Raw genomic sequence first — 14980 nt, forward strand, 5'->3', positions numbered from 1 at the left:
CTAAACCCCCGCAATATTATGTTGCTCCAGCAGCGAAATATTGATACCAGAAAACGCGTTTGACAGTGCCGTCATACACAGGTCAATTTGGCTTTCATCGCTTACTGAAATAAAGAAGTTGGCGTCGAAACGATTATCTGCAATATCAATACGGCGTAATTCAATTCTATCGGCATGTTCACTCAACAAACTTTTAAGTTGCGAGACCAGTTGCGTATCTTTTAAGCTTTGATCACTAATAAAATTAAGCGACAAGAACAAACCGTTTTCTTGTTTGCTTTTATCGTCGCGTTTTTTAACCCAACCAATTAAGAACAGAGTGACAAAACACGCAACTACCGCGGCCAGCGTTTGTCCTGCGCCGAGCGCAACTGCCACACCAATATTCAAAAAGAGGTAAAGCAGTTCTTCGGGTTCTTTTATCGGTGTTCTAAAGCGTACTATCGATAACGCCCCCACCAAACCAAGAGCCAGCGCGAGTGATGCTTTGACTACGGTGATAATTAAAATAACGCTTAACATTAAAAGTGGAAACAAACGTGAGAAATCTTGGCGATTGCAAAACGCGCTCGCATATTTGCGAAAGTGCACACCTATAATGCTGGCCATTACAAATCCAATCAACAGATTGAGCACAAGGGCTGCAAGTTGCACACTTGCGTATGGGAAGAACATGTTGCGTATATCTTTTGGTAGAAACGCGATTAACATTGGGTCAACTGATTCCATAACGGCTCCTATTATATTGCTAACGTAAGTCATCGCGCAGTAAGCAGTGATAACAGTGTATTAACCCAACTGCGCTATTAATGACTTAGGCATAAAGCAATCCATAACTCGCAACCTTTCCTAGCACGCTATTAAAAACCACCAAAAAAGGTTAATTAAACAAACAGTTATGATTTAAACATTAACACTGCTCCGCGCGAGCTATTCAATAACCGGCACCGCAGCTAGATAAAAATGCGTTGCAATTTGCGAATTTTCCGCCGAATTTTGCAAAAACGAGTAGTCGATAAACAACAATGGTTAACGCTTGCTACGCTGAAAATGCTCAGTCCGCTAGTTATTTTGAGAAAATTACACGCGATAATTCATAGCGTTAGAAAATTAAAACGCCACATCATTAACGTTTGAAGACGTTCGTGTAACTGCCATTGGATTTGTTTTTGCAAACATTAACCCATTCCAATCTGGCTAAGGCAACGTTATGAAAAACGACGCAAGATATTCATACTCGCTATTGCACCTCGCAATTATGCTTAGCTGCACTTTACTAGGTGCGTGTAAATATGAAGCGGTTGAGCAAAGTGCCGCACAAGTAAATGACGCAAACACTTCGCAACCAGCTGCAGCTGATTTTCAGCTGCCACTATGCGATGGCGAATGCACATGTGATGAGATGAGCATTGCATTCAATGATACTGGGTCGCAACTTGCTGGGGATTTTCCTGCTGGCAATTTTGCTAACTGCAATAACCTATCGGTTTTTTTGCAAGATTGCGATATAGGTGCGGATGCTACGCAAAACCAAGACCTAGATGGTCATGCTGGGTTTAGTTTTACCAAGCTCGATAACGCTGGCAATAGAATTAATGATATGAGTGAAACTGCATCATGTGTACTTGATAATATAACCGGCCTTATTTGGGAAGTAAAAACCTTTGCTGGCTCTGGCGGCCTGCAAGATGCAAATCATACTTACACTTGGCGCGATGATAATTTCGGCGCATTTTCAAGCATTAACGGCGGTGACTGTGATCGTGATTGCGATAGCCAAAGCTATTTAGCACGACTAAATCAACAGGCCTTGTGCGGTTACAATGATTGGCGTTTACCGAGCAAAATCGAGTTACAGGAAATCGTTAACTACCACACCAATACACCAGCAATTGATAGTAATTTTTTCCCACATACCAAAACCGCATTTTATTGGAGCAACACCCTCGATGTTGATGATGAGGGCAGCGTGTGGGCGGTCGATTTTAATGTGGGCCGTGTGGCTGGAGGCGTTAGTTCTACAACGCGCCATATTCGTGCGGTTCGTGGTGTTGACCGCATTCTTCAACAACTTCAACCACCAACAAATGAAGAACAAGAAATTGAAAGCCGTCGTCGCTATGCACGACAACAAAGGTGTAATGCTATTGAAGCGAATACCGCACCTACTATACGCTACAAACAAGATCAAAACGGTAATGTACTCGATACCCTAACCGGACTAATTTGGCAAAAATGCGTTGTTGGCTTAAGTGGTAAAAACTGTGAACAAGGCGAAGCAGAAAAACTAGATTGGCAACAAGCATTTGAATACGCTAATACACTAAATGATAACACGCCAAATGCGCAGCCATGGCGCTTGCCGAGTATCAAAGAACTGCAACAAAATATCGAGCTTGCCTGCGAGGAGCCCCCACTAAACCCGTTTGCGTTTAAAAACATTCCATTCGGTGAAGTGTGGAGTGCTACACCAAACCCACGTAATGATGACGCCAGTTATCACTACCAGTATCAAAATAGTATTGTCTTTTACAGCTCCCGACAAACAAAACACCACGTTCACTTGGTGCGCAGCTGTCAAAGCACTTTCTAAGGAGATAACTCATGAAAACAGTAATTTTAACCATCTTAATACTTTGGCTTGTCAGTGCGCATGCATCTGAAAAGCAAAACGTGAACTTCTACGACTATTCAATTGGCGTAAGTTATCAATATTTAACCGCTAGTGATTATCAAGCTACTAATGATAGTGTCACAATCGATGGCGGTAATGCGCATGCAATCGGGTTGTATTACAAAGGTGAACCACATCGCTATTTGCAGTTTGCTACCGGAATGGATTACATGTACATGGAAGATACGTCACCGTTTACACAATCCGTAAAAAACGAATTTACCGGCCAGATCAGTAGTAAAGAGTCATCAATTACGGGGTTTGCAATGTATGCTGAAGCTGGGTTTAAATTCGCACCGCAAACTGTTGAGCGTATGTCATTTGGCGTACTCGCTGGTTATCGCTACAACAATATTGAACGCGCCGTATTTAACTGTGATAGCTGCGAACGCCAAACATTAGATGACTTTGAAAGCTCACTATATGCTAAAGCGTTTTTTGAGTATCAGCTAACACAAAATGTGCATATTCAGCTCAATTATTCAAACTTTTTTGCTGACAAGGGCTTTGATAACGCCATCGGCTTACATATTAGTTTTATGGGGCTATAACTGTGAGTTGTTATGAGGGGTAAACGCAAATAAAGCGATGCAATGAGCATCGCTTTGCTATTTTATAAAATGATTACTGGCAGTCACTTATAAACTTCCACGGATCACCCGCAGTCGGCACATTATTTTGCGACCACCATTTGGCCTCGTATATTTTGCCTTGATAAGTGACTTGCATGCCGCCCGTGTAAACCTCTGACTCAAGCCATGCATTTGGACAAGAAACCCCTTGTTCAAAGCTCACAGAAATAGTGTGATTACTACTGATAGCATTAAAGGTATAAGCATTTGCTGCGCTGACCGTTACCCCATCAACTGTAATGTTTGCCACGCGATAACCACTGTCTGCAACAAAATTAAGTGTGAAGTCAGTGTTACCTTTTGCACTTAGCTCACCATTTGCATTAGGTAGTGGTGAAATACTACCACCATTACCCACCACTGCCGCTGTTACCGTGTAATACACTGGAATATCGATTGTCGCGTCACTAAAATTACCATTAACAAATGAAAAGTTTGCTGCACTTAGTGTTGTTACATCGGTATTTTTGAGCACTAGTCGTTTTTGATCGCCTTGCGACGCCGCTGCATCTAATGTAATGACCGTATCCGCCCCCTCTTGCGTTAACACTAGCATCGAAAAACTGTAATTAAACAGTGGCATACTAATCACTGTTTTTGCTGCATCAAAACTATTAACCGACAAGGTCATGTTCCAGCCCCAGTTTTGACTATTAAGTGGAACAATAAAGCCTAAACGGTCATATCCACCGGTTACATTATCAAACATATCTGGCGATAAATCGGCGATGGTTAAACCCACTAACTCAACCGAGCTATAAATGCCACCATCTGCTGCTTGCACACCAACCACCAGCGCATTATCCGTCTCGTACGCTTTTAAATGTTTAAAACCAATCCCTGCGGTGCCCCGAATTTTATCTAAGCGTGGATTAAAATTATTAACCGTTTGCGAACCCGACCAAGCAATTTCATAAATTTTTGATTCTGCAATCACGGCACTTGGATTTGCGCTAATTTCAGCGGCGCTCACCCCTTCAATCACCACTCGTTGATTAGAAAAGCTAAGCTCTGCACCAGCAGCAACATCAGCTATCTGTAAATTTGCCAGTGGCTCTGACGCTGTCCAGTCTCGTAGCACAATAAAATCTTCGGCAAGGGTGAATCCGCGCACGGCAGTGATAGCGCTGTCATTTTGATGTAAAGCAAGCGTATCAACTCCGCCACCTAATATCACAAGATCATTACCCCAGCCTGCGGATAATGTTTCAGCGTAGCGTGAGCCTTCAATTACATCGTCAAAAGGCGTATCAAAAATAGTATTATAACCGCCAAATTTATGTACATATTTAGTGATGCAAGTGCCTAATTCGTCACACGTAATTTCGTCCTTTGTTAATAAACGTGCTGTGCCCCATGCGCCGCGTAAATGTGCTGCGGCTAACAACCCCGACATAGTCGCTTGCACTTGCACTGGATTGCCATTGTCATCAACACCCGGCCAGCTTTTTGTAAGTGCTTCTGCCCATGTCATATTGGCATCACTTAACAATTGCGTCATCACACCGTAATTAAAATGCATGGCATCGCGAATAACCAATTCTTGTTTTTCTGGCTTAATTAAGTCAGCAAATGAGTTAACACCGTTTTTGCCAACAAATGTGCCTTGCCAGTTATTAACATCCGTTGCTAAGATTTTATTGCCACCAGAGCCGACGATTTCAACTAACGCTTCAGTTTCGCAACCAATCCACGTCGAATCATCAACGAAGACATAAAAACTGTCGTATTCAACACCGTCTACGGTAACCACTTTTGGGCTGTAATACCCTGCATCGATTAATACTGCTTCACCTAGCTGATAACCAACAAAGCCCCACGCATTCATTGAGTTGTACTGCATGCTCTTAAACATTTCTGGGTCGTTAGGGGTTTGCGCGTTGTAAAAATTATCGACCCCCAGTTTAGTGAAAAACTCATTGATAGTAGTTGGCTCGGGGATCATGCTACCAGTTGAGCAATCACGCACCATACGACCGGGTGTACTTACCCGTGCATAGTTATAAACAGGATTATTGAGGTTTTCGAGATAAAAATCGGCGAGATTTGGGTTTATACCCGATTCAAAATTTCGTAATGAATCTAAAAAGTCTTGAATACCAGTACCTGCATTAACATTACAGCTAATTAATACAGCCAGTGCGCAAGTAGTCATTTTAGCGTGACGCATTAGAGTGTCCTTCTTAAAGTCGTTTACAAATTGCTAATTTTGCAAAAGTTAAATTTAAGTATGCTTAAACAATCGCATTGTCTTGGTTAAACCAGAACTGCGCTAAATCTAATGGTCTAACATAATTCACACTAACGCTTGACTAAAATTTAGTCAATATAATTTACTTATTAATTTAACTTTTTATTTACATTTTGAAATGGTGATAATTGTGAGATAAAGATAAGGCAAACTGGGCAGCTTGCCTTAGGGGAACACGAGCCACTAATCTAAACAACATAATTCGGCCCATCTGTGTTAGACGGATAAACGTTGCTGATGTGGTATTGGTAATACTTTTGCATTCAACAACTAAGAATATAGCGGTTTGAGGCACATTGGCCTCAAACCTTTTATTTAAAAGCGAATGCTGGCGCCAACAAAGTAACGGGTACCGAATTCATCCACACTGTGAACAATATTGCCCGCCTTAGGTTGACGCAACACTAATGCTTCGTTGAGCAAATTCACCGCTTCAAATGACATATCTACATTTTCTGTAACATGCCAAATAACCGATGCATCTAACTGATCATACGCATCATTTAAGCTGTCTAAGCTACTACCATTGTACTGGCGTACCCAGTCATCACGGTAGTTATAAGCTAAACGTACACTAAACATTTCGTTTTCGAAGTAACCTGATAAGTTAAATGAGTTTTTAGACACTTCTTCAATTGGTACTTCTTCACCGGCTGAGTTGGTACGTGCACTGTCGGTATAAGTGTAATTAAACTGAGCACCAAAGCCGTTACCAAAGTCGTGTTGGTATTGTAATTCAATACCGTGCACATCAGCGGTGCCTACGTTACGAGAACGTGTCACTAAACATTCAGGACCACACCCAGCATAGTTCTCTTTTGCTGTGGTTTGCTCTATGTAATCACTAATATTTTTTATAAAGAAAGTCGCACCAACAATCGATGACGGATTAAAATAATACTCTAAACCCATATCGTATTGATCTGATTTGTATGGGTTTAATTCAGGACTGCCCACATTAGCTGTTTGAAAACTTTCAGAGATAATGTCTGCTACTTTCATATCGTCATAGTCAGGACGCGACACCGTCGAGCCTGCTGCAACACGGAAAATAAGGTCGTCTGACAGGTCCATTGCCACATTCACACTTGGCAAGTAATTGGTGTAAGACTTTTCAACCTCACCCGCTACGCCATTTATTTCGCCAACTGAAAGAATATCTGTGTCGACGATACGCAAACCTACGTTACCGCGAAAGCCTTCACCTGAAAAATTAGCTTTAACATAGGCCGCGGTAATGTCTTCTTCTATTGAAAACGCGTCACGTACAGAAATGCTACTGGGTTTGTTTGCCTCGGCATAACGCCAAATATCGCGACTCGCTACTGGAAACGACGACATACTTCCCGCACGCCCTTCTGCTGAGTGTAGGCCAGATACAAAACCGCCATTAAAATCAGCTAACGAAAGACCCTCAGCCATTGCCGCTGCAAGGTCAAGATCTTGGTAATTACCTTGTGATGAAAACGCTTGTTGTTGATATTTTAAACCCGCTTGAATTGACGTTACTAAGTCGCTTTCTAGCAAGAAAGTAAAATCAGCCTGGGCGTAATCAATTTCGTTTTCACGAATGTAATTGATATACGTAAACTCTTGAAATAAATCAAAGTTACTGTGTGAATCAAGATAGGCTGGATTAGTTGGGGTGAGTTCCAGTGGGCCAGCAACATCAAAGCTAAAACTTGAATTTTCGGTGTTGGTGATATCCCCCCACCACGTACTCGACTGCAACGTTTCACCTTTGGCATCCGATTTACCAATTACAAAATCAGCAGACCATGTATCCGCCTCATATTCAACGGTAAAGTTAAGCGCATCTGTTTGCATATCAGGTTTACGCAATACCGCATTGTTAAAAAGTGGCGCAAGTCCAGCACCTGATGCAAGCGATGTTGCTTGAGTAACAATACCATTTGCATTTTCAACAACCGAATCACCTTGCATTTGGCCAAAACCAACAATGGCAAACATCGCTGAATTGACGTGATCGTTCTTCAATTCAAATAAATTATAATTTAAGTTAAACGATAAATTATCGCTTGGCGCGTATTGCAATGTCAGTTGAGAGCTTGCTCGCTCGCGATCTTCATCGAATAAAATAGATGACATAGCGCCATAAGAACTACGCTCTACACCATTAGAATCAGTAAATGTGGCGTTTCCAGCAGGGCCAAAATTCGACAAGGTTTCGCGGTATACCTTTGACTCTTCATTGGAATACGCGAGTAACACACCAAACGTTTCGCTGTCATTCTTCCAACTGCCTAACGCTGAATACGCAGGCGACCAGTCTTCAGCATTGTTGTGATACATGCCTTCAACCGACGCAAATACAGTCCCAGCATCCATATCGAGCGGTTTACGGGTTTTAAGATTAACCGTACCGCCCATCGCGCCTTCATTAATATTAGATTCAACGGATTTATACACATCCATGCCAGCAATCTGCTCCGACGCTAACATTTCAAAGTTAAAGCTGCGGTTCATACCGCCTAAGTCAAACCAACCAACGCTTGCTACATTTTGACCGTTTAATAGCACCATACTGTGCTCAGGTGCCGTACCACGAATGGTTACTCCGTTCACTTCACCAAATGTTCTAACAACTGTCACACCAGGAATACGTTGTAGTGCATCACCGATGTTTTTATCGGGAAACTTACCAATATCCTCAGCTGAGATTGAATCGACAACAGCATTGGCAAAGCGCTTTGTATTGAGTGCTTTGGTTAAACTTCTGCGAATGCCACGCACTTCAATGGTCTCAATGTTGTCATCTTCGGCCAGTTGTTTGCTTTCTTCTGCTGACAAATTAAATGTCATGGCACAAAGCGCTGCACCAATACACAATGACAGGCGTGTTGCTTTTAGTGTTACCGCAACAGGTTGGTTAGTCTTCATCTTGTTGTCCTTATTATTATTTATAAGTTTTCAAATATCATGTGGCATCATCGCTGCTAACCAACTGAAATTTAATAACATTATCAGTCAACACGCTCCGTCAAAGCACTGCCTTCTCCCCAGACGCACGCAATTGCCACTTTAGTTTATTTATATTAGTAAATTATTTTGATTAATTATTAATTAAATCATTTTGACTAATTGTCAAGCAATTCTCATTCTTTTTGTTTAATTTCTATAAAAATGACGCAATATATTTTGCAGCGCAGACACGGCTTGAGTAAGCACAAATGTAAGTCGCCAGTTCTGCATAGTCCGTTAGTTCGTAATCAGAGCGCATTGCAATCACCACTACTTGCTTGCCAAAGCGCTTTAGCGCGCGTTGTACTAATTGCTTTTGCTCCGCTACATCAAAGCTTTCTCCGGGTAACGGATAATCTTCGGTAACAATTACGAGCGGTGTTGATATTGTCTCTTCACAACCTTCAAGCAACGTTAAAAACTCATCAAAAGGTAATAAGTTAACTTTACTTGTGCGCTGTTGTAGGCCCTGAATAATGGTATCTTTTGCAGATCGGGGATCGTTTGGCCCAATACCGCGACTATTTACTAAGCTATCATATTTTTTCGGATGCGCTGCAAAGGTGAGAGTATACTCACGCCCCGTAAGTGGCCAATTACCCGCCTCATTACGCAACACCGAAACGCTACTGCTAACCGTCGTTTCAATTAACGCTTCAATATCGTCTGCAGTCAAATGCTCCGGCGTTTTTGCAACATTGAGCTTGTCATATTTGAACGACAACACATGGTGTAACCGTTCGTTTATCACGACTTCATCAAGTTGCCCTGATTCTACTGCGTGGATCACCCCATTTAACGTAGCAAGTTGCAGCGCTTTATAATCAGTTGCACTGTTTTCATAGTGCTCCTCGCTTAGCATCACTAAATGCGCACCTGCTTTTAACGCTAAAATCGCGGCTTCAGCAGGTTGGTAGTTTTTACGCATTGCCCACATGTTCATACTGTCGGTTATGATCAGTCCATTAAAACCCATTTGTTGCTGTAGCAAGTTGGTTAAGATTTTTGATGACAAAGTTGCAGGGTAAATATCATCAAGCTGTGGGAAGCGAATATGGCTTGTCATAATCAGTGACACACCGGCATCAATTGCCGCTTGAAACGGTAGCAAATCCCCCTGTTGTAGTTCGTTCAATGTCTTGTCGACGGTTGGCAAACATTGATGGGAGTCACTATGCGTATCGCCATGACCTGGAAAGTGTTTTGCCGTTGCCAAATTACCACCGCGTTTAATACCTCTAACTGCTGCTGCAACATGCGTTGCCACCTGGTTAGGCGTTTCTCCAAATGAACGCAAACCAATAATCGGGTTATTTGGGTTGGTGTTAACGTCAGAGCAAGGCGAAAGCAGTGTGTTGTAACCAATTTCATGCATTTGCTCAGCAAATACCTGATACATTTGCTCAGTTAGATCTGGTTTATTAGCTTTGCCAAGCGCCAAATTTCCCGGCCCTAAATCGGTGTGTTTGGCTAAAATCCCCCACGAGCCTTCTTGGTCAACACACAGTAATAAGGGCGCATCGCACGCACGTAACTGGGCTTGATGTTGCAGTTCGTCAGCTAATGTTTTCGCATCTTTAGGTGTGGTAGCGTTGTCATCGGTAATATAAAACCCACCCACATGATGTGATTTCACCAACTGCTTCGCATAATCAATATCGTGCCCAGCAAATGCCAATACAAAAAGCTGTCCAACTTTTTCAGCTAACGCCATAGTGCTAATTAGCTGAGTTACTTTACTGTTATTATTCATGATTTCTCCAAATTTAGGCCGCAAGAGACCGCTTTTATGAATTAACATAAAAGTAAAAACATTGGTTAAAGTGAAACTTTTGCTATTTGGCTTAGCGCTAACAATCGCGCAAAAGCCAAAATCCGTTAAGCAACCTTGGACGTAGTAACGTCAAGTGCTGTTTTTGCGCCCGTGATTAAACTGACTAAGTCCTCTTTCGTGACATCAGAAACAGATACATCGGCAACAGATTGTCCTTGATATAGCACTACTGCCCTATCGCACGTATCAATCACATGCTGCATATTGTGACTGATCAGAAGCACTGCCACCCCTTGCGAGCTGATCACATTAATTAATTCATTTACCTGAGCACTTTGCTCAACACCTAGGGCCGCGGTCGGTTCATCCATAATCACAATGTCTGCCCCCCAGTTGACCGCTCTGGCAATAGCAACCGCTTGTCGTTGCCCCCCGGAAAGTGATTGAATTTGCGCCTGAAAGCTTGGAATACGACTGTTTAAGCGATTAATCGCTTTTTTGGCACGCTTTTCCATGGCTTTTTTATCAAGCCAACCAAGCGCACGTAATAGCGGGTTTTTATGCTTTATTTCACGGTTCAAGAATAGGTTATCGGCAATATTAAACTCTGGCACCATGGCGAGATCTTGAAACACCGTTTCAATACCCGCATCACGCGCTTGCTCTGGATTGGTTATGTGTACGGTTTTATCATTCACCAAAATACTGCCGCTGTCGGGCGCATGAATGCCTGAAATACAGCGCACTAATGTTGATTTACCTGCGCCGTTATCACCTAGCAAACCCACTACTTCGCCTTTGTTGATTTTAAAGCTGACATTTTTTAACGCAGTTACGGCACCAAAGCTCTTTTTAATGTCTTTTAATTCCAGTGCAACTTGATCTAATGCTGTTCTAACCATTTTTAATCTCCTTAACACCAATTGCTACGGCAACAATTAATATTAGGCCTCGGGCTATCATTTGTTCATTGGTCGAAAAGCCAGATAGAATCAAACCGTTGTTAATTAAGCCCATTAACCATGACCCAAGTACCGCGCCAATAATACACGCGCGCCCGCCAAATAAACTGGTACCACCAATGGCAACTGCAGCAATCACGGTAAGTAAATCTGCCTCGCCTAATGTGTAGCGCGCGCCATGTAAGCGACCCGCATATAAAAGCCCAGCGAGCGCAGCTGCCATAGATGAAATGACTAAGGCATAAATACGAATGCGCGTTACCTTAATGCCCATAGCAAGCGCCGCTTTAGGACTGCCGCCAACCGCTAAGAGGTGTCTGCCAAAGGCCAGTTTGGTTAATGCCACATAGCCAATCGCAGCAATAACAACCGTCCATACTAATAACGACGGAATGCCAAATAGTTCGCCTGCGCCAAAAAATCCGGTGAAGCTACTATTAATAATGGGTACAGACTCTAAATTGGTGAACTGACGCGCGAGCCCAGTGATAACTCCCATTGTGCCGAGTGTGATTAATAAAGAAGAAACCTGTAATCGTTCAATTAAAAAGCCGTTAACTAAGCCGACAAACAGGCCTACGCACAGTGCGCCAAGTACCGCCAATGGTATACCGGTATACTGCAACAAAACCGCACCGACCAAGGCTGATAATGCCACCACGGCGCCAATAGATAAATCGATATGACCCACAGCGAGCGCAAATGTTAAGCCAACAGCCATCACGGTAATAGGCGCTGTTTGACGAATAATATTCATAAAATTAGTCAAACTAAAAAATGCGGTGTCATGCAGTACAACGGCGAAAAGCATTAGCACGGCGACGAAAATATAGTAAATAAATAGTTCACGCTTAAAGGCGTATTTAGCGACAAATTCGGCAATGCGTGATTTTGTCTCTATGGTAGTTAAGTCACTGGCACTCATTGTTTTTCCTTATTGTTTTAGTGCAAGATCAAGCATTTTAGGCAATGGCGCTTTAAATGCTTGTTGCCAAATATCAGCAATATTGTCTTTCGTAACAGCGTCATATGGCACCAAAGTAAAGTGCGGTGCAGGTAGGCCTAATGTTGCTAATGCACCTAACTTAGCCATCGTTGCGCCAATAACATAAGGCCTATCGGATATGCTTGCGAGCATGTTGCGCTGCATCGCCATATCGAGCAAATTATTAACGCCAAGGTCGTGTGTTACTACTTTAATATCGCGATTACCAAATGAACGCAGTGCTTCAATTACACCTTCGGCCGCGGCATCCCAAGATACATAAATCACATCAAGATCAGGATGTTGCAAAATCATCGCCGCGGCGATTGCACTTGTTTCATGCTCTTTAACAAAGCCTTTTTCTACAACAACTTTATGACCCGGTAAAGTTGAAACTTGTTTACGAAATGCGCTATCGCGATTATTGGTAATAAAGTACTTTGCATCGTGAAAAATCATGCCTATTTTGGCGTTCTCACCAAATGCCTGTTGGATACTTGTTGCTGCAGCTTTGCCCATTCCGAACATATCGTCGGTAACAATGCCAACATACTCTTTGCCATGGCGAAAGCCTGGTATTGGGTTACTTAACAGCACTAACTGTGCACCTGCATTGATGGCTTTTTGGTAACTTTGCTTAGTACTTGTGCCATCAACACTGAGTGATAACAAAATGTTAGGTTTTAACGCGGTGATATTTTCAAGGTCAGCAACTTGCTTGGCCGGATCAAACTGTGCATCAGTACTGGCAACCACTTTAATACCAAGCGCTTCAAAAGTATCACTCGCACCGCGAGATACTGCGCTTATCCAAGGGCTTGCACCATGCCAAGCCATAGCTGCTGTCAGCGATTTTTGTTTAATCTTTTGGGCTTGTTCTTTGCTTATCGTAATTGATTTTGCTTGTTTTGCCTGTTGCCAATCGATATTTTGTTCAGCGGCGTGAGTTGGCATGGCGAAAGAGATGAGTAATCCCGCGGTTATTGGGATTAGTTTTTGTAATTTCCTAATATTGCGCCAAATTGGCTGTCCTTGCTCTTTCATTTTTGAATTCTTTTTATACAATGGATTGTGTTATATTTATGCAAACGGTTAATTATGTCAAATGTTTTGACTAATTAATTCTGGCGAAAAATACCAGTTAATAATTGCACATCCATCATTACTCAATATATCATCGTTTAAACTTCTGAATTTTGGGATAAAAGCAGGACATTTCTTTTGAAAGGATCAAACGCAAAGCAAAATAAAGCGCTTAATTTACGCTTAGCCCTGTCCCAAATTGTTGCTTTGGGTCCAATCTCCCGCGTTGAGATCGCTCGAAATACTAATCTGACCAAACAAACAATTACCAATATGGTCGAAACCTTATTGGAGCATGATCTGGTGTCTGAAGTTGGCATAAAAAAAGCCGAAGGTGCCGGTAAACCCTCAAAAATGCTCTGTTTTAATGAGAAAGCGGCGTATTCGATTGCCATTCGCATTATGGAAAATGAGTTGTTTGTGGGTATGTTTAAACTCAATGGTGACTGCATCAATAGCTTAACTACGCTATTTTCACCTGATGAGCTGGTGAGTAAAGCCACTTATTTAGTTAACACCTTAGTTAATATTGAAAATATCGATAGCAGCAAGGTGCTTGCCGTAGGTCTTGCCATGCAAGATAGCAATAACTTTGCATTAGATGCGCACAAAGTAGCAAAAGAAACCCAAGTCGCCCTTGCCGAAAGTCTAAATTTGCCCGTTGCGTTAGAAAGTACCGCATCGGCGTGTGCCGCATACCAAATGTTGTTTGGTGAAGCTCAAACGCTACAAAGTTTTGTTTATGTACATATAGGCAATCGAGTTGAATCATCGGTTGTTTATAACCGCGACATACTGCTTGGTCAAAACGGTCTAACAGGTGCGCTAGGCGATATATTTGTTACTCCCGAAACGGATAACGATACTGGCGAACTTGGCCGTTTAAATGACTTTTCATCGCTTAATTCGCTAAAAGCGGCGCTCAATATTGATAATCAAAAGCACGATGATTTTTTGGCGAATTTAACTGCCGATAATAAGCTTCTTGAAAGTTGGGTTAATCGTGCCGAAGAGCCAATGCGCATCGCGATTCATACAATAGAGTCTATTTTTAATAGCCAAACGATTATTTTAGGCGGCGATATAAACGAATGGTTACTCGATACGTTAATCAAGCAGCTTCGCCCTTACATTCCAAGCATTGCACAATATGGCGAGCGTCAAGTTATCCGCTTAATTAAAACCCCAGAAGTTAGCCAAATAACGCAAAAAGGCATCGCTACGTTACCACTTTATGCGGCATTAGGCTTTGAGAACCATCATATTCTTTACTGCCCAACCGCTCTTCAAGCAACGCCTTTACAAGCGCTTATTTACGCATTAGACGCATAAAAAAACACTTGCTGGTTGAAGGCAAGTGCTTTTATGGTTGAGATACTGTAACTGTGAAATTATAAATGTTATTTATGACGAATTAAGTATGTCGCTAATGCTGCAACTGAACCGATAACTACTGCACTTGCCATACCTGCACTCACTAATGTGCCAATGGTTACGCCTAATGCAAAAATTGCGATACCACCCTCTACAAGGTGTGAAACGTCAAAATCGAATGTTGTGTTATCTGCTGCTGTCATGGTCTTAATCCTGTTGTGTTGATGGGCTTAGTATAGGCAGATCCATGAACTGAAAATTGG

At 42.2% G+C, this 14980-nt stretch carries 11 protein-coding genes; 3 read left to right on the forward strand and 8 right to left on the reverse strand.

Annotated features, from left to right (window positions below):
- A complete protein-coding gene (locus L1068_RS03070; RefSeq protein ID WP_237129025.1) occupies positions 1–729 on the reverse strand; it encodes a DUF4956 domain-containing protein in 729 nt (242 codons plus the stop codon).
- A gap of 481 nt (positions 730–1210) precedes the next feature.
- Here L1068_RS03070 and L1068_RS03075 point away from each other — a divergent pair, with 481 nt between their 5' ends.
- Both L1068_RS03075 and L1068_RS03080 read left to right on the forward strand, forming a co-directional pair.
- Entirely contained in the window at positions 1211–2593 is a 1383-nt protein-coding gene (locus tag L1068_RS03075; protein ID WP_237129026.1) for a DUF1566 domain-containing protein, read from the forward strand.
- Between the two features lie 11 nt (positions 2594–2604).
- Positions 2605–3225, forward strand: coding sequence for a hypothetical protein (locus L1068_RS03080; RefSeq protein WP_237129027.1), 621 nt, complete (start codon positions 2605–2607; stop codon positions 3223–3225).
- A 73-nt stretch (positions 3226–3298) separates the two neighbouring features.
- On the opposite strand, the gene L1068_RS22030 is transcribed toward L1068_RS03080, so the two are convergent.
- From L1068_RS22030 to L1068_RS03115, 6 genes are all read right to left on the reverse strand, one after another.
- A complete protein-coding gene (locus tag L1068_RS22030) occupies positions 3299–5476 on the reverse strand; it encodes a carbohydrate-binding protein (protein ID WP_275419445.1) in 2178 nt (725 codons plus the stop codon).
- Positions 5477–5872: 396 nt separating this feature from the next.
- Positions 5873–8458 (reverse strand): TonB-dependent receptor, encoded by a 2586-nt coding sequence (locus L1068_RS03095; RefSeq protein WP_237129028.1) that lies wholly within the window; start codon positions 8456–8458, stop codon positions 5873–5875.
- Between the two features lie 235 nt (positions 8459–8693).
- On the reverse strand, positions 8694–10292 hold the full coding sequence (locus L1068_RS03100; protein WP_237129029.1) for a glycoside hydrolase family 3 N-terminal domain-containing protein: 1599 nt from the start codon (positions 10290–10292) through the stop codon (positions 8694–8696).
- Between the two features lie 125 nt (positions 10293–10417).
- Positions 10418–11215 (reverse strand): ATP-binding cassette domain-containing protein, encoded by a 798-nt coding sequence (locus L1068_RS03105; protein WP_237129030.1) that lies wholly within the window; start codon positions 11213–11215, stop codon positions 10418–10420.
- Positions 11208–12200, reverse strand: coding sequence for an ABC transporter permease (locus tag L1068_RS03110; RefSeq protein ID WP_237129031.1), 993 nt, complete (start codon positions 12198–12200; stop codon positions 11208–11210). Before L1068_RS03110 ends, L1068_RS03105 begins: the two co-directional genes overlap by 8 nt.
- A 9-nt stretch (positions 12201–12209) precedes the next feature.
- Entirely contained in the window at positions 12210–13304 is a 1095-nt protein-coding gene (locus L1068_RS03115) for a substrate-binding domain-containing protein (protein ID WP_237129032.1), read from the reverse strand.
- 177 nt (positions 13305–13481) lie between these two features.
- On the opposite strand from L1068_RS03115, the gene L1068_RS03120 reads away from it, so the two are divergent.
- Positions 13482–14675 carry an ROK family transcriptional regulator gene (locus tag L1068_RS03120; protein WP_100915500.1) on the forward strand — a complete coding sequence of 398 codons (1194 nt, stop codon included), beginning with the start codon at positions 13482–13484 and terminating at the stop codon, positions 14673–14675.
- Between the two features lie 68 nt (positions 14676–14743).
- On the opposite strand, the gene L1068_RS03125 is transcribed toward L1068_RS03120, so the two are convergent.
- Entirely contained in the window at positions 14744–14920 is a 177-nt protein-coding gene (locus L1068_RS03125) for a hypothetical protein (RefSeq protein WP_237129033.1), read from the reverse strand.
- Between the last annotated feature and the right edge of the window lie 60 nt (positions 14921–14980).

This window comes from Pseudoalteromonas sp. MMG024, assembly GCF_021654175.1.
Taxonomy (GTDB): domain Bacteria; phylum Pseudomonadota; class Gammaproteobacteria; order Enterobacterales; family Alteromonadaceae; genus Pseudoalteromonas.

What these genes read in the sequence shown, in the direction of transcription:
- L1068_RS03070 (WP_237129025.1), bottom strand. Translation starts at nt 729, where the DNA reads ATGGAATCAGTTGACCCAATGTTAATCGCGTTTCTACCAAAAGATATA.
- L1068_RS03075 (WP_237129026.1), top strand. Translation starts at nt 1,211, where the DNA reads ATGAAAAACGACGCAAGATATTCATACTCGCTATTGCACCTCGCAATT.
- L1068_RS03080 (WP_237129027.1), top strand. Translation starts at nt 2,605, where the DNA reads ATGAAAACAGTAATTTTAACCATCTTAATACTTTGGCTTGTCAGTGCG.
- L1068_RS22030 (WP_275419445.1), bottom strand. Translation starts at nt 5,476, where the DNA reads ATGCGTCACGCTAAAATGACTACTTGCGCACTGGCTGTATTAATTAGC.
- L1068_RS03095 (WP_237129028.1), bottom strand. Translation starts at nt 8,458, where the DNA reads ATGAAGACTAACCAACCTGTTGCGGTAACACTAAAAGCAACACGCCTG.
- L1068_RS03100 (WP_237129029.1), bottom strand. Translation starts at nt 10,292, where the DNA reads ATGAATAATAACAGTAAAGTAACTCAGCTAATTAGCACTATGGCGTTA.
- L1068_RS03105 (WP_237129030.1), bottom strand. Translation starts at nt 11,215, where the DNA reads ATGGTTAGAACAGCATTAGATCAAGTTGCACTGGAATTAAAAGACATT.
- L1068_RS03110 (WP_237129031.1), bottom strand. Translation starts at nt 12,200, where the DNA reads ATGAGTGCCAGTGACTTAACTACCATAGAGACAAAATCACGCATTGCC.
- L1068_RS03115 (WP_237129032.1), bottom strand. Translation starts at nt 13,304, where the DNA reads ATGAAAGAGCAAGGACAGCCAATTTGGCGCAATATTAGGAAATTACAA.
- L1068_RS03125 (WP_237129033.1), bottom strand. Translation starts at nt 14,920, where the DNA reads ATGACAGCAGCAGATAACACAACATTCGATTTTGACGTTTCACACCTT.